The following is a 17,652-nucleotide window of genomic DNA, read 5'->3' as shown; positions in this document are numbered from 1 at the left end:
GCTCTGTCTTTTCTGGTTAATTTTCGGTTGTTTCACCTGACTCTTCAGTCGGTGGTATAACTGGTTCTGTTGGTTGCTCTGATTCTGTAACTTCTTCTTTAATTAGAGAAACCTGCGAAACCTCAAATTTTTGATAAATATTCAAACCAATTAATACTGTGGTTACAGCAGAACTGTTTAATTGTGTATTTAAGAATTTAATATCAAAATCTTTTTCTACAGGAATTTCAACTGATTGTCCATTTTTTAATAGTACCTTTACTTTCTTTAAAGAATTATCCGTGGAATCTATAGGGACAACCACTCTTTTAATATCAAAACGAGCAAAAATGTTATCACCAATTAAAACAGTAGTAACCTCTCCATTGTTCAATTGCTGATTAAGTAACACTGGATTATAATCATCTGTTTGCACTACCAATTTTTCAGCTGCATTTGTATATACCTCAATTGTTTTCATGTAAACCCATCTCCTTTTGTAATTTTTCACTGTAACTAATGCTGCACTTATCATATATTCCTGGTGTACTTGAACCTTTAATTGGTTCGTCCACAACCAGAGTAACATTCATGATAATTGGTTTATTTCCAACCAATTTCTTAATTAACCACTCTCTTAAATTTTTCATTTTAAAAAGTCCCTCCTGTACGTGATTGAATAAATAAACGTGAAATAATGTTAGCATTTACTCTTCCTAATTTATCGGGTGTGATAGTGATAACGTGCCACTTATTACGTTCTATTTTCCCTCCGCCATCTTTAGAAAGGTAAGGAATAAGATTGATATTTTCAGCTGATATGGAATCAACCGGCACTATGTTTCCATCAACTTTAATCGATACTTTACTTGGTTTTTCTAATAGCTTATAAATACCATGCGCAATATCATGCACATGATCGGGCAATTGAATGTCATGTATATGGTCTTTAATCTCTATCTGATGTACATGATCATTTAGTACTATTTGATGGATGTGGTCTTTTAGTATTATCTGATGCACGTGATCATTCAATGTGATTTGGTGGCTGTGAGATGGCACAGAAAAATTATGACTGTGCGGTTGAATCAGTACAGAATGATAGTGATTTGGTAAATTTATCACATGATTATGCGTGAAATAATTACCTGGTATTTTAATTTCATGCAGATGATTCCCCCAATTTTCACTACCTATACTGTTTTCAGGTACTCCTGACATAATAGAAAGCTCAAGAAACGTTTTATGATCAGAGGTTGTTGATATCCCTCCGCCTGCACCACTTGTCTGAGTTGAACCGCCGCCGCTTTCAGTGGATTTCGATACCCCACCTCCAGAAGTACTCGTACTAACTTGAGCACCACCGCCACCGGTACTCTGGACAGTCCCACCGCCTCCTCCAGTACTTTGAACAGTGCCACCTCCAGCACCAGTGCTGGCTACAATCGCGCCTCCTCCACCAGTACTCTGTACTGTAGCTCCACCACCTTTTGTTGCCTTACCATATGACCTGAATTCTTCTGTTTCATATGTCAGTATTAGAGAATTTATATTCACTAAATCCTCAGGTAAAAAGAACTTAATTACAGCTGGGTTCTCAGGATCACAATTATCGTTATAATCATGCGAATCGATGTTAGTTGCTCCTTGTGAATAGAGTTCATTGATTTGCTGACGTTTTTCGATATCAGCTTGCGTCGTGCCTAAATCCGTTACTTTATTTTCTAACGTTAATTTCACAGCAAGAGGATTTCCCCTCGCATCATCTTTCGGATGATTCATTACCCTTAAGTCAACCCAAATATCTAAATCTTCATCAAAAAGTCTTACCATTTTTCCTGTCTCGAACTTTTCGAGCTTGTATGGATCTATCAACTCATAATCAATAGCATCAATTTCATACCTTACTTTTGGTGTGCAATTTTTAATCAGCATCATTCTAGCCGAGTCATACAACGACTGTGCATCTTGGAATCTTCTATCTACCCAAATATAATCAAAACCATCATAAAGATCTCTAATGAATCCTGGCGCATCTATATAAGGTACACCACCGTTTACATCTTTTATTGTTAATTGATTGACACCTTCACCATAACCATACGGATAAATCCTTGTCATAACATCCTTTGGATCAATATACCGCTTAATACCTTTCATATTCTTCCTAAATCGAAGCTCTGCTGTAAGTTCATTAGAATACTGTTCCAAATTTAATGTCCAAGGATAGGAAGAATCGTCCCAAGTCCACTGGTATTTTTCATCAAACGGTTTCGGAATACTTAATAAAGGTCCGAGTAATGTATTTTCATTTTCCCAAGAGTAATGGAAATAACGAATGAAATCGCATTTCCCTATTTTCCAATTCTTAATACGTTGTTTGCTTAATACGTATGATATAACATCTTTTGTTGTATAGTTTGATAACTGATGAAAACCAAAAAGCACGCCATCTAACAATGTAGATAAAACATGCTCACATTCATACGTTATAATTTTCTTTTCCGCATCTCGTTCCTCCATGCTATCCATGATGCGAAACATCCCTATACGCTTTTCATTATCAAATATCTCCACATAATCAAACGTTTCGATTTCTTCTCGCTTCAAATCAGTGAATGGCAATGAAAAGCCTGCCGTCCACACTTCATTTAAAGCTGGATTGTATTTTATTTTATATGCATTCTCTAAATACGCTTTTAACTGTAATTGTTTATTGTATAGTTTTAACAATATATCAACTCATTCCATAATAAAAAGAGCGATACATTTCATCGCTCTTAATTTATAAATTTATTCCAATCTGTATTTCGTTTTATTTTTTGCAGATATAATTATGCTAGTCGACTAATTGATTAATCTTATCTTTCCACACGTTATAACCTTTACCACTTAAATGAATTCCATCATAAGAAAGTTCTTTTTCTAATTGTCCGTTCTTTTCAAATAATGGATACAAATCGACGAATGTATAATTCAATTCTGAAGACAAATCCTTTAATTTACCATTCAACTCTTTTATTGTTTCGTTTTTAATTTTGTCTTTCGCAAAGTACATTTCGTAATTCAATGGTAAAATGCTCTGAACATATACTTTTGTGTCTGGTGAACCAAATTTTACTTTATCTAATATCTTCTTGTGATTAGAAATAATATCGTCAACTGATTTATTAGCGTATAGATCATTTATCCCAATCATAAGAAATATTTTTTGGGGTTTAGATTTAACGATGTCATCCATCCTATTTATAACGCCTTCAGTTGTATCGCTATTAATTCCACGATTTATAACATTGGCAGTAGGGAAAAGCTCATCCCATAATCCTCTTTGAGTAATGCTGTCACCTATAAAGATAGTGTCATTTTCTTTTAATTTAACACCTTCAAACAAGTTAGTTCTTTCAATATAATATGGATTCTTGTCATACGTTAACGCTTTTTCTTTCGTAAAATATTTTATACCATCGAATTTAAAGAAAAGAAATGTTGCAATAGCGATACCGATAACGTTAATTAACAAGGATATCGATAGAATAATTTTGTACTTCTTTTGCATTTCCACTCCACCTTTTTACAATAATAAACATATTTTATCATGTCTTGGAATGAATTGGATCGAAAAATTATTCTAAGATAAATCCTTTGAAATCCACTTGGGTAGTTGCTCCAGTGAAAACTTCCAATTTATGCAATCCTAATTCGAGCTGTCCAATAACTGTTTCCGCGTTGTTTAATATAGTTGGTACTCCATTCACTTTAACATACGCTAATGTAGAATCGTTCCTATATGCTTTTAACGATAACTTCTTCTTAGCGCTATTGAAAATCCATACTGTCATAATCTTCATATCCGATGAGTCCGCCTTAGTATAGTTCACATATACTTTGAAACTATCAGATGGTGATGTAGGGAAAGTTAACCAATCTTCAGGGACGCTATCCTTAATCCTTTGACTAGAGTAATCAATTTTCGTATAGTCATCCACAATGATCGTTCTTGGAGATAGGTGTCTGAACAATACATCTGCTTCATACCTGTGACCGATATCACCAAAATGCAATCTATCTGAGATTATTGTTTTTGTGGGTACAGACGAATACATTAAAAACATTTCAGTGAATTTATTTAAATCAATTAATTCAAGACCATACTCTCTAGCTAAGTCTTTTTTTACTTGATTTGCTATAGAGTTAATATGCTCACTTGTTCTTAATGGATAAGTTCCAGCATAGTTGGTTTGAATTCCAGGTTCAACTGTAGCCTGAGTCGTAATCAAAAACGGCTGGATTTTTTTCGAATAACACCAATCGATAATCCCAATTATGTTATTTCTAAAACCAGTACGATAATCTTTTTCATTTTGGTAGCTTAGTCTATCGTTTATTCCAAATCCAATTCCGATCATCTTCACATCATTGTATGCGGAAGTTCCACCAAAAGCGGAATTTATATTTGTTAATCCCCAATCGGACTTTTGACCACTAAAGCCAGCATTATAGATTCTTAGAATTGAGTTATTTGTAACATCACGCAATAATTCTTCTAATTTTTTTGAAAAAGCATTTATGTTTGTGCTGTCTACTCCTAGTGTATTTAGTTTAAAACCCGTCGTATTCGCTCCGTCTACTGTACTGTCACCGTAGAAAGAAATTGGAAATTTATTCCCTTTCAACCATTCGGTCCAAGCATCGTTAAAAGTATATATTGTAGCGGGCTTGATATTAAACGGACTCAATGCTTCTTTCTTTAACTGCACTCCATATGATTCATATGGTGTAGATACTATTCCCGCTTCAAGTTGAGTTGTATCTAGTAAACCGTTACGACTTGCTATTCTTACATAAACCGTTCCTGGTGGTGTTGTGAAATTAGACAAATTGTCGGCCGTTGCAGAAATGAAGTTTTTACTACTGTTATAAAAACAAGAACGTGTATCAGTAGCGATTGGATTAATTACATATTGGTTATTCTCTGTAACAGGTATAAAATCACTAACAAAGTAGTTATTTAAAGTAAATGGAATTCCAGTTTGATTATTTAAATAATTATTCGTAGTAATCGCTGTTTTATCAAATATATTTCTAGATTTATCACCAATTACAGGAGTAATAGATAATTGTTCGTAACCAATTGAATTTTTTTTTAGCTTAGAAACAGGAAAAGAATTATCTTTAAAGCTATTATATTGTATTTGCGCTCCATACGGTTCATATGGTGTACTAGTTGATCCTATTTCAAGTTGTGTACTATTTAACAAGTTACTCTTACTACCAATTCTAACGTATGTTGTACCTGGTGGAGTTGTAAAAGTTATTACCCCATCCGTCGCTTTAGATATATAGGTTTTACTATTATTATAGAAAGCAATTCTAGTGTCATTAGCTACAGGATTAATTGCATATTGGGTGTTTTCTGTAACAGATATAAAATCACTCGTAAAATAATTAGATAATGTGAATGGTTTACCGTTATTCCCATCTATCCATGTGTTAGGAGTAATCGTCACTTTGTTAAACATGTTTCTACTTTTAAGCGCGACTGCATCAAGTTGTTTTTGAGTATCATCAATTTTTGTATCCACTGTAATTACTTTATTTAAAGCTTCGTATGACTTTTTAATGCCTTGATTGATTTTTTCAGTTCCTTCTGGTAGTTCATCAGTTAATAAAACCAAAGGTACTTCTGCCATTGCTATCACCCCCTATTTGTATTTTCCTCTAAAATCAAATGTTACTTTCAAATTCAAATCACTTCCGCCAATCTGTACATTATTATTTTTAGGAACAAACTCTAACCTTTCGAGATCTCCTGTCATTTTAAACAAATAGTTTTGACTATTCTTTTTAACCGTGTAAGTAGCTGCATCGATTAGTAAAATTTCATTATTTAAATCACCAAAAGAAAAACCCTTACCATTTAAGGTAAGAGTTAATCCTTTTGCAGTGCCTACAATTTTGATAATTGGTCGTACAACTAAATTACCTATGTTATCAATAACTAGTGTTTGTGGATTAGCTACATCATATTGAGATTGTTTATATCCAAATGTAATTGGTGTTGTAAAAGGTATTTTACTTCCCCAGGTAATTTTATCGTTACTGTTCACAATAGAATAAGCACGTGGATCATATGCAACTAAAGGTAATACAAACTTTCCATCTTCCGCTAATCTGTCTGGAGTAATTTGTTGTGCTAATTCCACATAATAAAATTTACTCGGGTCATAATCACGAACCATCTTAACCTTTCTTGGATTTCCATATTGATCAAAGAAAAAGTCCGTGAACTTCTCAAACTTACGCTGCATTTCTATATGAAACCTTTCCATAATCATCAATGGATATGCGAAAGGTTTCTCCTTCACTTCAGTTCCAAATGGAATAACACCGTCTATACCAGGAATACTATAAGTCTTACGATCAAAAATAGGTGTAATAGAGTCATCGTATCCTGGCTCACAAATGAAACCAAAGTCTTCTAACCTATATTTATCATCTAATGTAATCATAAAATCACTCCTTGACCACGAGCACTAATTCTATTGTTCTGATTTAGCTGCTTACTCATACCAGGAGCAAGTCTTGTATTCACTTCATCCACATCTAAATAAACATGGACTACCACATCACCATTTGATTGCGGCATGGTATCAGCGATACCTTTACCAATTGCACCAAGTGTTTTCTCATTCAGCGGTAAAACACCCTCCGGTCCAGCTTCACCTGCACCTTGTAAGTTACCACCGTTCATCCCAAAAATAGTCGGACGAGTAAAGATACCACCTTTAGCACGCCACTCTACACCAATACCTGATGGGTATTCAATTTCTTTACCCAAAACATTTTTCGTACTAGTCTGCAGACTAAAGTGTGGCATTTTAGGCATTTCAGGTTTAGGAATTTTCAACTTCAAATCGTTAAAGAATCCCTTAATCTTCCCAATAAATTTTTCTACACTGTCAACTGCATCTTTAATTGGGTCAATAATGAATCGTTTTGCAGCTTCAAATTTTTCTTGTGCTGCATTCTTTACTGAATCAAATTTTTCTTTAGCTGAATTATATAAGTCAGTAAATTTTTGCTTAGCTGAATTGTAAGCCTCTGTTACTGGATCGATAACGTATTTTTTTACTGCATTCCAAGCCGTAAGTGTATAAGATTTTATAGTTTCCCAATTTGCTAATATCCAAGTTTTCAATTCACCAAGCTTTTCTTTTGTCGCATTCCACAATTCTTGAACTGGTTGAATGACATACTGTTTTACCAAATTCCATGCTGCGAGTGTATAAGATTTCACTGTTTCCCACTGTGAATTTAACCAGGAGACAAGCTCACCAAGCTGTTCTTTACACCAATTATAGGCTTCGGTAATCGGATCAATAATGTACTTACTTATGGCAGCCCAGGCAATTTGTGTACCAGCTTGAATAAGTAGCCAACCCGCTTCTAAAACTGTAGAAATCAATGAAATAATTGGATCTAAAACAGTAAGGATCGTATTCCAAGTATCTTGCCAAGCTTGTACTAATGTCCCCCATAATTCAGAAGCTGTTGTAACTAATGACGACCACCAAGAAGATGCTGTTTCAACAATTCCCGACCATAAATCGCTAAAGAACTGACCTATAGGGTCAAAAAATTCATGCATCATTTCTACAAAAGAAGACCAGGCTTCTGAGAAATACTCAACTGTGGAAGACCAAGCATCTTCACAAGTTTGAACTATGCTATCCCACAATTCACCAAACCAATCTTTAAATTCAGACCACTTTTCAGAAAGCCAATCGGTTATGGTACCCCAATTTTTTATAGCCCAAATAACTCCTGCTATTACTGCAGATATCCCAGCGATAATAAGCATAACTGTTCCAATCGTCGTACCTAGTGCTAAACAAGATATAACTACAGCCGCAATAATAGGAGCTAAAAGACCAACTACAGCAGTTAACCCTAGAAAAATAAAAGTAAAATTTTGAATTGGTTCTGGCAATTTAGTAAACCCATCAACTAAGGTTTTAATCCCCTCTACTACCGGAGGTAAAACATCTTTAGCTAGTTCAGCAAGCTTTGCTCCAAGCGGTTCAATGGCTGCTTGCGTTTCACGTAAGGCACTTTGGAATTGTTGACCAAGGGATTCTTCTTGAAGCTTTTTCATTTCATCCATACGACCATTTACATCACCAAGACCACCGTTTACATCGGTAAGCCCTAATACAGCAGCAGCACCCATGTCTTCCCAACGAGTAGCAAACAAGCCAACTCCAATTTGATTTTGCTTAACTTTGTCGTCCATACTTCCCAAATCGCCTATTACAGCTTTGAAAACGTCGGCGGCTGTTGCTTTACCATCGTTAAAAGCTTGCCAAACGTCTTGAGTCTCTTTTGAAAGCCCAGCAAAAGCATCCGCGGTTCCTTTTGAGCCATCTTGTACTTTCTTTCCGAATTCGGCAACTGTGTCATTGATATAATCCAAATTATAAGCACCGTCACGAGTACCATTCGCAAGAATGGTAAACATTTCTTGAGCGCTAAAACCACCTTGTTTAAATAAAGGCGCATACTCTGAAAGATTGTCAAAAAGTTCATCTGAATAATTTAGACCTTCTTGAGCACCTGCAGCAAGTAAATCAAATGTTTCTTGTGTAGATAAACCAAACTGCGACATTAACTGTCCTGCGCCTCTCGTAGCCTCGTTTAAATCAACATCATAAACCTTCGCCAATGTTAAAACATCTTCTGATGCCATTTGCAACTCATCATACGGAACGTCCCTCATATTTTGATAGACTTTAATAAGTGCGGTATCTACCTCTTCAAGACTTTCACCAAACCCCTTTTTCCACACGTCTTTCGAAATCTTACCGAGATTTTCCGCTCCTTTTTGAGTCAATCCTAATGAAGATTGAATTTTCCGTTGAGATCTATCAAAATCTATGGCTATATCCATAGCTGCCTTACCAAGTTCAATCAACTTCTCTGACATCCCTTGCAATACTTCTGTAGCTTCCATCATGTTTTGCAAATCTAACTTCTTACCTAGTTGCTCCATACCATCTGCGGCTTGAGAACCACTTTGCCCAACACTATGCAATGAATTCTCAAACTGCTTCAATGTAGTTTTTGCTTGATTTAATTTCGTTTCAAGCTGTTGTACTTCTGTGGAATTCTCACCATACACACGCTTTGCTGCACTTAATTGTTGTTCTAAGTTGTGGACGACTCTATCAGTCATTTCCATTTGCTGACGTAACTGTTTCTGTGCTAATTCTAACTTATCAGCTTCACTAGCATTCGCTCCTAGTTCGGCATTTTGAAGCTTAAATGAGCTTGTCAGGCGTTTTTGCTCCGCTTCAAGTTGTTTAGTATTAGCTTCAAGTTTTTCCATATCTCCACGTACTTCTCGTGCTTCAATCGCTTGTTCTGAAAGACCTTCATTTACTCTTTTCATTGCATTATTTAAAGATGTCTCGGCACGTTCAGCATCTAATAATTTACCGTACATTTTATTGAGCTGTTCGGCGGTTGTATTAGTATCCTTAGACATTGCTTCATATTCAGCACGTAACATTGATGTACGTTTCTTAGCTGCTTCCATTTGAATTTCTAATTTTTTCTTTTCAGCTGCTAATTTATCAGTCATTGTGGCATCTTGACCCATTGCTGCAATATGGTTCTTGTATTCTTTTGCTGCATTATTCATAACCATGTTAATTTGCTTCAATGTCTGAGCATACTGGACTTGACCATCCATCTTGAAATTAAGAACAACGTTTCTTTCTTTATTCCCTGGCATATTTTCACCTCATTTCTTAATAGAATGGAGTCTGATCTAAATAAACTCTTTGTGGTTTTACTGCTTTCTCTTCAAGTGCATCGGGATTGTTATATCTAAGATGCATAATGTATTGCTTTAAAAAATGATTAGGAGTGATTCTCCAAAAATCATTCATACTTAAACCCAGCAACGTATTACCGACATAAAAATAAAAATCCCAATCCAATTCGGACTGAGATTCTTCATTTTCATTCAGTATGTTCTTTGCTTTTTTTCTTTCTTCAACTTCTCCATATCTTCAATTTGGAAGTTTTGACCGTTAAAGATTTCGAATACTACTTGGAAAATACCAGGTATATCATAAAGTGGAATAGCATTTTTAATTTCAGTAGGTGTACACTCTGTTCCACCACTTCGGACCATTGCATAAATCAACGAACGCATCAGTTTTGCTTCTTGTTCTCCTAAACTGAATTCTCCTTTTGCCAACATATCATTCATTTCTTTTTCGAACTCATGATACGGCTTCCCATAAGATTCTTCCACATAAGGGAATGATTCAAATGTAAAAATAACAGGGATTTCTACACCCTGTATTTTAATTTTATTTAAATTTATATCAACGTTAACTAAATCACTTAAACGTGCCATAATATCACTCCTATTCTCCTGTGCCTGTTCCTAGCAACGATAATTGAGATTTATCACAAATAACCTGTTTCATAAATTCCTCAACAGTAATACCTGTTGCTGAAGAACGAGCTTCCGAAAAGTCTACTTCTGTTACATCATTGAATAGCAAAGGAGTAGCTTCCATAGCTAACGCTTGATCTTGAATTTCTGCTTCTTCCGTTGTGGTAGTAAATTTCTCTTCACCTGGTGTAACTTGTACACGAGGATACCAACGGCCGATTCGTGAACCGTCACTTAAAGGAGCTACAAAACCAACTGCAAACATCGGAAACTCTTTTAATGTTGCTTTATTGAATACAACACCTTTTTCGGCAAAATAACCATAGATTGCATCTTTAACGATTTGCGGTAAAGCTACATGACTTAAAGACAATGTATACTTTGAATTTTTACTTGCATTAACAAATAATTTATTAGATGCCCACTTCTGAGTTACTGTACTATTACCTGCAATGCCAATCTCAACAATGTTATCCATTTGATAGATTTCTTTATCATAAGTAGGAATCTGAGCTTTCGTATCTTTACCGCCTTCCATCATTGCAATGTATAATGACTCAATACCTACTGGATACAATAGTTCTTTTTCTTTTGTTGCTGCCATTTCTATCATCCTCCCATTTTATCTACCATTTTTTGAGCTAAGATTTCTGCTATCTTGTCACCTTCTGCATCAAAGGTATTCTGAACAAAGTGTTTTCCTTTCACACGTCCCTTACCATTTGCTTTTTTATGGCCATGTTCAACTAAGTACCAATACCAAGCTTCATCTTTAAATTCCACAGATACACGATCACCTTTCACAACAACCTTTAGGCTATCCCTTAAATGTGTCCGCTTGTTTTTACTGGATGCTTTAATTTTTGGTTTTAATTTACTCGCAAAATACTTCGCTGCTTCATCCAATACATCCAGTTCGACCTTTTTATTCACACGTAATAGCGTATTGATATCTTCTAAAGCTTCAGCAAAACCATTGTTATTTGAAGCCATTATTGGATACACCTCACATACGTTATAAACTGCGTGATAGTGTCGTCGTTCTCGTCATAATCCATTCCATCAAATTGAGAATAAGACACGCCTGCTTCGTTAAAAACAACCTTTAACGGCTCATAATCTTTTTCAGTTCCATTTGTGATAACTGCAATTTGATAAAGTGGCATATCCTTTATAACTTTATTAGAAGCTCTTTTCTGTTGCTCATTCACAAATTCATACACAATGTAAGGATAATTTGCTGTTGTGGGTGCACTATCACGATAAACTGGAATGCCTGACTTCTTCATAATGTCTCGTAACTCTTGAAAACTAATTTGCATAAGACAGTGACACCTCCATCAATCGGTCTTCTTCTTTTACGTAAATACGCTCAATATCATAAATACGGCCGCCAACTTTTACACGATAATCCTTTTGGTTGTTTTCAATATCACGATCAATACGAACCTCAATTTTCTTTACAATTTCATTCGTATCTTTCGTTGTAAATTTATCAGTGGCCGTAACTCCAATGTTGTTATAACGAATATTACGTTCTAACGGATATCCCATCACAACACGGTCATTTTCCGGATCAATGGTTTCTCCTAATTTAAGTAGCTCACCCATCCATTTGAGTTTATTCGTCTTTCTCTTCATCGGCATAAACCTCCTGGACAAACATCGGCGTTAAAGCATCAAGAGCTTGTTCTAATTCTTTTTCAGCAACCCTGTAATCATAGTAAATACCGGCGACCATAATAATTAAATACTCGGTCTGTTTGCCTGTCGCATTCTTTACATAAGTCTTTGCTTGAGTGATATAAAAAGAGAGCATGGTTTCATCCATACCCTCTTCCCAATGAATATGAGATTTTAATTTCTCAATTAAATCTTCCATATTAAGCACCTGGTGTAGTTTGCTCTTTCAAGACGTACTTATAAACTGGAACTTCAAATGGAGAATGAATTAGTTGCGCATCTAGTAAATTCCAAATACGGAAACCTACACGGTTTGTACGTGAGAATAACTCAACTAATTTTTGTACTTCTAACGATCCAATTACATCTTGAATATAGAACTTAGAGAAGTCACCGAAGTAGAATACTGGTGTATCTGGTGAATCAGGAATGTCAATTGCATCTTCTTCCTCAACAGGGAAGCCTAATAACGTATAACCAATTCCACCTTCCGCTTGATTAAACGGACGAAGTAATGGGAAACCGTCATCTGTTTTCATAGTTTCAATTTTTGTTAACGCTGCTGTATTTAATACCCATCGTGCTTTTTTACGTACTTCTTTAACAGGTGTATTTTTCATTTTTACTAATGCATCATAAAGATTTTTTTCATCTGTTTTAAACTCAACAGCTTTCTTTGCTAATGCACCATCATTGATGTTATTCGCTTCATCACCATTTACCATATATTGCGTTTCTTTACGAACATAAGCTTTTTTCAGCTCGTCCATTACGATTTGTTCAATTGGCAAACCAGTACGTGCCAATAGCTTTTTCGTTACTGTAGCAAGTGCATCAAATTCTGTTGGTGATAGTTCGATTTCATCAAATTCAATATCTGTTTCTGGCATTTCATTATTTGTTCGCTCATTTTTATGTCCTTGCGCTTCTGCCTTTTTAACTAAAACAGGATATTTAATATTTTCTTTTGTTTTTACTCCTGTTCCTAGGCGACGTAAGAAGTTTTCTTCTTGTGCATACGTAATAATTTCCTTACTTAAGAAATCTGGAATCGTAACAGAACCGTTACCAGTAACTAACCCTAATGCACGAGCTTCCTTTTCATCAATATTACCTACAATGTAGTTAGCGAATACAGAACGAATTTCCGTTTCTTTGTTTGCACGATGACCTTTAGTAGAAAGAGCTGCTGCAATAGATGCTGAAATAGCGGAACGTTGTTCTTCTGACAGTTCCGTTTTTTCATTCGGATTTTCTTTCGCTGCTGGATCTTCTTTTTTATCAGGGGCATCGTCTTTCTTTTTATCTGGATCTTCTTCTTTTTCTTTCTCTTCTAACTTCGCTAACTCATCAGTGATCGTTTGCACTTCCTTTATTAACGCTTCTACTTCAGCTTTAACTGCTGCTAATTCTTCCGAACGAACTTCATTTTTTTCTACTTTCCCTTGTAATTCTGCTAATCGAGATTTCGTTCTTGTTAAAGATGCGTTTAAGATTTCTTTTAAATTCATGTTAATTTTCCTCCAAAACTTTTTTTATTTGTTTGATAAGATTGCTTCTTTCTTCTGTATCATCTTCCACAACAGTTTTTACGGCTGCTTCTTCACTTCTCATTTCAATCATGGCTGTATTTTCGCCCCTGGTTTCAATGGAAGTGGCAACATAGGCTGGTGTCATATCCAAAATAGACACTTCTAAAAGCTCTAGTTCTTCAATAGAACGCTTTTGAACACCAGCTTCCCCCTCTTCCCAGGAGTCCTTTTCAGAAACAAAACCAAATGACCAGCCACGCAATTCTTTATTTCTTGCCTTTTCAATCACTTGTTCATCTGTAACTGTAGCAATGGCCCTTAAACCAATATTGTCTTCATATAATTCCAGATTCCCATTTTCGATAGAGCCAAGATTTCTAGTTTTATTGTGGTTAAAAAGCAAGTCCACATTCTTTGCTTTCTTTAACGCTTTTTCAAACGCCTTAGGGACAATCTTCTCTTTGAAATATCCCCTTGGTGAAGGAAGCATCCGACTTTCTCTGTCCACAACATTTACATAGCCATCAAGTATCACTTGATTCCCTCGGACCTCAATTTTCATTCTCTTCACCTCCTCCCAATGAACCATCACTCGCTTCTTCCTTACCAATTTCAGTTAAATCATTTGAAATATAAATAGATTGTGATTCCTTTGTATTTTGTTTAGGGAATCCAAGCATATCAGCGACATTATCAGGTGAAGTAATAGCTGTACGCACCAGGTTGTAACCAATATTCGTCTTGTTACTATAAGTAACAAAATCAAGAATATTAATCTTGAATTTAATTCGTTTCCCTGAATTTTGACCATAAAAAAGAAGACTCAAATGGTCTTCAAAATTTTTCATTATTGGTCTAACTGCTTTGTTGTGGATATACATCATTGCTTTCTCAATATCTTCTTTGATTAGCTCTGTGTATGTATCCACATTTATGCCTAAAAACTTACCCAAATCCTTTTTGTATACATTTAGATATGCTAGGGTCTTTTCATCGTCTAGCGGGCTTTTAAGCGTATCAATTGAATACCCTTTTCCAAGTGGAATCATTTTAACTGACCTTGCTTCATCGATTGATTCCAGTTGATCTAAAATTGCATTGATTAACTTTGACTGCGCACCATTTTGTGGATTGATATGGGCATCCAAATTTAACAAGAATGCTAATAGCCCACCCTTTTTATATTTGTCAGTTAAAGTTTTCTCAGCTGACATAACGCCCTCAAGTGTATCTCTTCCTAAATCAAGTAGACCTTTTCCCCTTAAATGATCTGCGCCAATATTCTTCACGTGCCGAATCATAAATGGAGGAACTTCGTGACCACCAATATTAAAATGCTCTACCAAATTATCATCTAACTCGGTAAAAACATTTGAAGCTAAATGTATTTGAGCACCATTTAATATCGGGAATGTTTCCCCCTCGAGTAAATAGGTATTCGTCATTAATTTAATGAACTCAGATTGTGTTAGATAATTGTTAGGATTCTTTAAGATTTGAAGTGCAACATCATCTTTGATTTCATTACCAAATTCATCTTCCACAACGATGTCGGCTAATACCATTTGATTGCTAATATCTTGCAACAACTCGTAAACGTCGCTAGATTGCAAGATATTTGAATCCGTAACATAGACACCACCGTAACGAATGCTCTTTCCTAAAACATCATCAAGATAGCCGCGTCTTTCTAGCTTTCGATACAAATAATTTGAAAACCTATCCCTTATACCCAATTTCCCACCGCCTTTCAGGTACAAAAAAAGAAACCAATAAAGGTTCCTTTTATTTCTTTCTTCTAGTTTGAACAGGCTCGCCATTTTCAATTTTTCTTTTCGAATCTTTTATATATCCAATATAATCCCAATAGCGTCCCGTATTCTGTGAGGGTCTCTGCTCCTGACGTTCGTTATATTCCTTTTCTAAAAAATCTTGTAATGTATTAAACTTCTCTTCAAAACTAGTAGATTCTTCTTGTAATTGTAAAACATAAGCATAAGCTTCTTTTGCTGGTTCTATGTCTGCCGAACCTCTACTATAACCATGTGTATAGGTTATACCTAATGGGCTCTTTATATATCTTTTCAGAAAGAAAAATGCCTTTCTAAATTCCTTATCTCTTTCTTTATCAATCAAAACATTCACTCCTTTGCTATATATCTATATCGTAGCAAAGAAAGCACTAGAAAGAAATTTAATTAACACTATCTATAAATATCACCAATTAATTCATCCATACCCTCTTCTGTTATGCTATCCATAACCATCATTGTTTCTTTATGAGCAACTAAAAAAGCAACAAATCCATCAATCTTCTTTTTGGACTGTCGCTTACTTGGTGCTTTCATTCCATTGATATTTGTTACAACTACAACGTTAAGTGCACAATAAACAAATAAAGGATTATCGGTCATTATACGTTTTTCATAAATAAGTATTTCTGAATCATCCATCATCGCATTCATAACATTAGGGTACTGACCTACAGAAATACATTCAAGACCAAGATTCTCAAGTTTTTCAATTAGCTTTTGAGACATAGCTGGATCATAGTTTATTTGTTGTACATCATACATGTTTAAACATTCCACAATATAATCCATAACCTGATCCTGGTTTATCATCTTTCCATCACAAAAAGTAACAAAGCCACGTTCAGCCATATCAGTATACGGAACGTTATCTTCCTTTTCACGATGTTCAATATCCTCGTTAGGTACAAAATACATCTGTTTAACTTTTAGAATAGACTTTCCATCTTCGGTATAACCAGCATTAGGGAAATTCAGACTCACACATGTTAAATCAGTTGTTTTCGATAAGTCTAAACCTATATAGCAAGTTTCACCTGTTAAATCGCCCAGGTCTTCCACAAGAACATGTTCAACTTGTCCTTGTTCAAAGAAATTTTCAGCTCCATTTACGAATACGTTCAAATGCTTAGAAAGGAATTCAGCTTTTTTATGCGCTGAACGTGATGCTGAGATGAATTCTGTTTCAAGTGCACTCATCGTTACAGACACGCCAATATTCGGATTAACCATTGCCCAAACATTACGGTCTGTCCAGTCATAATTTTTATTTGGTTCATAAATCATGACGAAACTTGAATCATTATCATCACGTTTTAATACTTCTTTCGCTTCACGATATACTCGCATACCAACCGATGAGGAACCTTTACCAGCCGTTGATATATTAAACATAATCGGCTCAGCACGAGAAACCTGTGCTGATTTAAAGTTATCGTATTGATCCATATTTTCTTGAGCATGAAGCTCATCATTTAAAATGAAGTGTGGATTGGAACCTTCAATGGATTGAATGTTTTTACTCATTACAATGAATTGGTTCTGATAAGCTAAATCATCACGAATATAATCATATGTCACACTAGAAATCGTCCCTTTTGGACCTTTATATATGTGTGAACAATCCATTAATACATCATGGTTCATAATTGTTGCTGCAAATGGCTTTGCTGCATATTGGGCCTGGTTAAAATCACTCGCACAACAATAACAATCGGCACTAAGTACTCCTTCACCGTACATCGCATAACCAAGACCACCAACACCGATTAAAGTTTTACCATTCTTCTTAGGAACCTGAATGTAAGCTTCTCGAGTAACTCGGACAATTTGTCCTTTTTCATTCTTATGAATCCATCCATAGATCCAGGAGTAAGCGAATTTCTCCCAATCTTCCAGGATAAAAGGTTGTCCTGCTAAATCACCTTTCGTATGCCGGACAAACGTTTCAACCCAATCCATCATTTCATTCGCACGGTCCACATCGAACCAAATATCTTTACGCTTTTTCCATTTATAATAACGATCTACCATTGCTTTGATAGTATCGGGATATTTTTTAGGATTCTTTCTTACTTGTTTTGCATAAATATCTGCATAATTAACGCCACGTTCAATCACATAAACACCACCTCCAAGGAATAATAAAAAGCCACACTATTGTGTGACCTAAACTAGG

18 protein-coding genes are annotated in these 17,652 nt (G+C 35.3%); all 18 read right to left on the bottom strand.

The window, feature by feature from the left end; genetic code table 11:
- Window positions 1-16: 16 nt before the first annotated feature.
- The 18 genes from N2V79_RS06045 to N2V79_RS05960 all read right to left on the bottom strand — a co-directional run bounded on the left by N2V79_RS06045 (window position 17) and on the right by N2V79_RS05960 (window position 17,594).
- Window positions 17-460 carry a hypothetical protein gene (locus tag N2V79_RS06045; RefSeq protein WP_340719699.1) on the bottom strand — a complete coding sequence of 148 codons (444 nt, stop codon included), beginning with the start codon at window positions 458-460 and terminating at the stop codon, window positions 17-19.
- Window positions 447-629 (bottom strand): hypothetical protein, encoded by a 183-nt coding sequence (locus N2V79_RS06040; protein ID WP_340719698.1) that lies wholly within the window; start codon window positions 627-629, stop codon window positions 447-449. Before N2V79_RS06040 ends, N2V79_RS06045 begins: the two co-directional genes overlap by 14 nt.
- A 1-nt stretch (window position 630) precedes the next feature.
- Window positions 631-2,712, bottom strand: coding sequence for a phage tail spike protein (locus N2V79_RS06035; RefSeq protein ID WP_340719697.1), 2,082 nt, complete (start codon window positions 2,710-2,712; stop codon window positions 631-633).
- A 106-nt stretch (window positions 2,713-2,818) separates the two neighbouring features.
- Window positions 2,819-3,535: a GDSL-type esterase/lipase family protein gene (locus tag N2V79_RS06030; RefSeq protein ID WP_340719696.1), complete on the bottom strand. Its 717-nt coding sequence runs from the start codon at window positions 3,533-3,535 to the stop codon at window positions 2,819-2,821.
- Window positions 3,536-3,602: 67 nt separating this feature from the next.
- Complete coding sequence (locus N2V79_RS06025; RefSeq protein WP_340719695.1) at window positions 3,603-5,669, bottom strand: SGNH/GDSL hydrolase family protein; 2,067 nt, start codon at window positions 5,667-5,669, stop codon at window positions 3,603-3,605.
- Window positions 5,670-5,681: 12 nt separating this feature from the next.
- Window positions 5,682-6,488 carry a phage tail domain-containing protein gene (locus tag N2V79_RS06020; RefSeq protein ID WP_340719694.1) on the bottom strand — a complete coding sequence of 269 codons (807 nt, stop codon included), beginning with the start codon at window positions 6,486-6,488 and terminating at the stop codon, window positions 5,682-5,684.
- A complete protein-coding gene (locus N2V79_RS06015; RefSeq protein ID WP_340719693.1) occupies window positions 6,485-9,772 on the bottom strand; it encodes a phage tail tape measure protein in 3,288 nt (1,095 codons plus the stop codon). The genes N2V79_RS06020 and N2V79_RS06015 overlap by 4 nt, the downstream gene beginning before the upstream one ends.
- 234 nt (window positions 9,773-10,006) lie before the next feature.
- Window positions 10,007-10,405, bottom strand: a complete 399-nt coding sequence (locus N2V79_RS06010) for a hypothetical protein (protein WP_000113337.1) — start codon at window positions 10,403-10,405, stop codon at window positions 10,007-10,009.
- A gap of 10 nt (window positions 10,406-10,415) precedes the next feature.
- Complete coding sequence (locus tag N2V79_RS06005; RefSeq protein WP_340719692.1) at window positions 10,416-11,051, bottom strand: major tail protein; 636 nt, start codon at window positions 11,049-11,051, stop codon at window positions 10,416-10,418.
- Window positions 11,052-11,056: 5 nt separating this feature from the next.
- On the bottom strand, window positions 11,057-11,440 hold the full coding sequence (locus tag N2V79_RS06000) for an HK97-gp10 family putative phage morphogenesis protein (protein WP_340719691.1): 384 nt from the start codon (window positions 11,438-11,440) through the stop codon (window positions 11,057-11,059).
- Window positions 11,440-11,769, bottom strand: a complete 330-nt coding sequence (locus N2V79_RS05995; RefSeq protein WP_340719690.1) for a hypothetical protein — start codon at window positions 11,767-11,769, stop codon at window positions 11,440-11,442. The genes N2V79_RS06000 and N2V79_RS05995 overlap by 1 nt, the downstream gene beginning before the upstream one ends.
- A complete protein-coding gene (locus N2V79_RS05990; protein WP_445661885.1) occupies window positions 11,759-12,088 on the bottom strand; it encodes a hypothetical protein in 330 nt (109 codons plus the stop codon). The genes N2V79_RS05995 and N2V79_RS05990 overlap by 11 nt, the downstream gene beginning before the upstream one ends.
- On the bottom strand, window positions 12,069-12,329 hold the full coding sequence (locus tag N2V79_RS05985) for a head-tail connector protein (protein ID WP_053512988.1): 261 nt from the start codon (window positions 12,327-12,329) through the stop codon (window positions 12,069-12,071). Before N2V79_RS05985 ends, N2V79_RS05990 begins: the two co-directional genes overlap by 20 nt.
- Before the next feature lies 1 nt (window position 12,330).
- The gene (locus N2V79_RS05980) at window positions 12,331-13,641 is read right to left on the bottom strand and encodes a phage major capsid protein (RefSeq protein WP_340719688.1); all 1,311 of its coding nucleotides are present in this window, start codon (window positions 13,639-13,641) and stop codon (window positions 12,331-12,333) included.
- A 1-nt stretch (window position 13,642) separates the two neighbouring features.
- Complete coding sequence (locus N2V79_RS05975) at window positions 13,643-14,224, bottom strand: HK97 family phage prohead protease (RefSeq protein WP_340719687.1); 582 nt, start codon at window positions 14,222-14,224, stop codon at window positions 13,643-13,645.
- Window positions 14,214-15,398 carry a phage portal protein gene (locus tag N2V79_RS05970; protein WP_340719686.1) on the bottom strand — a complete coding sequence of 395 codons (1,185 nt, stop codon included), beginning with the start codon at window positions 15,396-15,398 and terminating at the stop codon, window positions 14,214-14,216. Before N2V79_RS05970 ends, N2V79_RS05975 begins: the two co-directional genes overlap by 11 nt.
- A 49-nt stretch (window positions 15,399-15,447) precedes the next feature.
- Window positions 15,448-15,798, bottom strand: coding sequence for a hypothetical protein (locus N2V79_RS05965; RefSeq protein ID WP_340719685.1), 351 nt, complete (start codon window positions 15,796-15,798; stop codon window positions 15,448-15,450).
- A 68-nt stretch (window positions 15,799-15,866) separates the two neighbouring features.
- Window positions 15,867-17,594 (bottom strand): terminase large subunit, encoded by a 1,728-nt coding sequence (locus N2V79_RS05960; protein WP_340719684.1) that lies wholly within the window; start codon window positions 17,592-17,594, stop codon window positions 15,867-15,869.
- Window positions 17,595-17,652 lie beyond the last annotated feature (58 nt).

Source organism: Bacillus sp. CH_70 (assembly GCF_038007045.1).
GTDB classification, from domain to species: domain Bacteria; phylum Bacillota; class Bacilli; order Bacillales; family Bacillaceae_G; genus Bacillus_A; species Bacillus_A cereus.
The sequence above is the reverse complement of the archived record's forward strand: the minus strand, read 5'-3'. Positions and strand labels throughout refer to the sequence as shown.

Excerpts from the sequence above, each read along its gene's own strand:
- N2V79_RS06045 (WP_340719699.1), bottom strand. The coding sequence starts at position 460 with ATGAAAACAATTGAGGTATATACAAATGCAGCTGAAAAATTGGTAGTG.
- N2V79_RS06040 (WP_340719698.1), bottom strand. The coding sequence starts at position 629 with ATGAAAAATTTAAGAGAGTGGTTAATTAAGAAATTGGTTGGAAATAAA.
- N2V79_RS06030 (WP_340719696.1), bottom strand. The coding sequence starts at position 3,535 with ATGCAAAAGAAGTACAAAATTATTCTATCGATATCCTTGTTAATTAAC.
- N2V79_RS06025 (WP_340719695.1), bottom strand. The coding sequence starts at position 5,669 with ATGGCAGAAGTACCTTTGGTTTTATTAACTGATGAACTACCAGAAGGA.
- N2V79_RS06020 (WP_340719694.1), bottom strand. The coding sequence starts at position 6,488 with ATGATTACATTAGATGATAAATATAGGTTAGAAGACTTTGGTTTCATT.
- N2V79_RS06015 (WP_340719693.1), bottom strand. The coding sequence starts at position 9,772 with ATGCCAGGGAATAAAGAAAGAAACGTTGTTCTTAATTTCAAGATGGAT.
- N2V79_RS06010 (WP_000113337.1), bottom strand. The coding sequence starts at position 10,405 with ATGGCACGTTTAAGTGATTTAGTTAACGTTGATATAAATTTAAATAAA.
- N2V79_RS06005 (WP_340719692.1), bottom strand. The coding sequence starts at position 11,051 with ATGGCAGCAACAAAAGAAAAAGAACTATTGTATCCAGTAGGTATTGAG.
- N2V79_RS06000 (WP_340719691.1), bottom strand. The coding sequence starts at position 11,440 with ATGGCTTCAAATAACAATGGTTTTGCTGAAGCTTTAGAAGATATCAAT.
- N2V79_RS05995 (WP_340719690.1), bottom strand. The coding sequence starts at position 11,769 with ATGCAAATTAGTTTTCAAGAGTTACGAGACATTATGAAGAAGTCAGGC.
- N2V79_RS05990 (WP_445661885.1), bottom strand. The coding sequence starts at position 12,088 with ATGAAGAGAAAGACGAATAAACTCAAATGGATGGGTGAGCTACTTAAA.
- N2V79_RS05985 (WP_053512988.1), bottom strand. The coding sequence starts at position 12,329 with ATGGAAGATTTAATTGAGAAATTAAAATCTCATATTCATTGGGAAGAG.
- N2V79_RS05980 (WP_340719688.1), bottom strand. The coding sequence starts at position 13,641 with ATGAATTTAAAAGAAATCTTAAACGCATCTTTAACAAGAACGAAATCT.
- N2V79_RS05975 (WP_340719687.1), bottom strand. The coding sequence starts at position 14,224 with ATGAAAATTGAGGTCCGAGGGAATCAAGTGATACTTGATGGCTATGTA.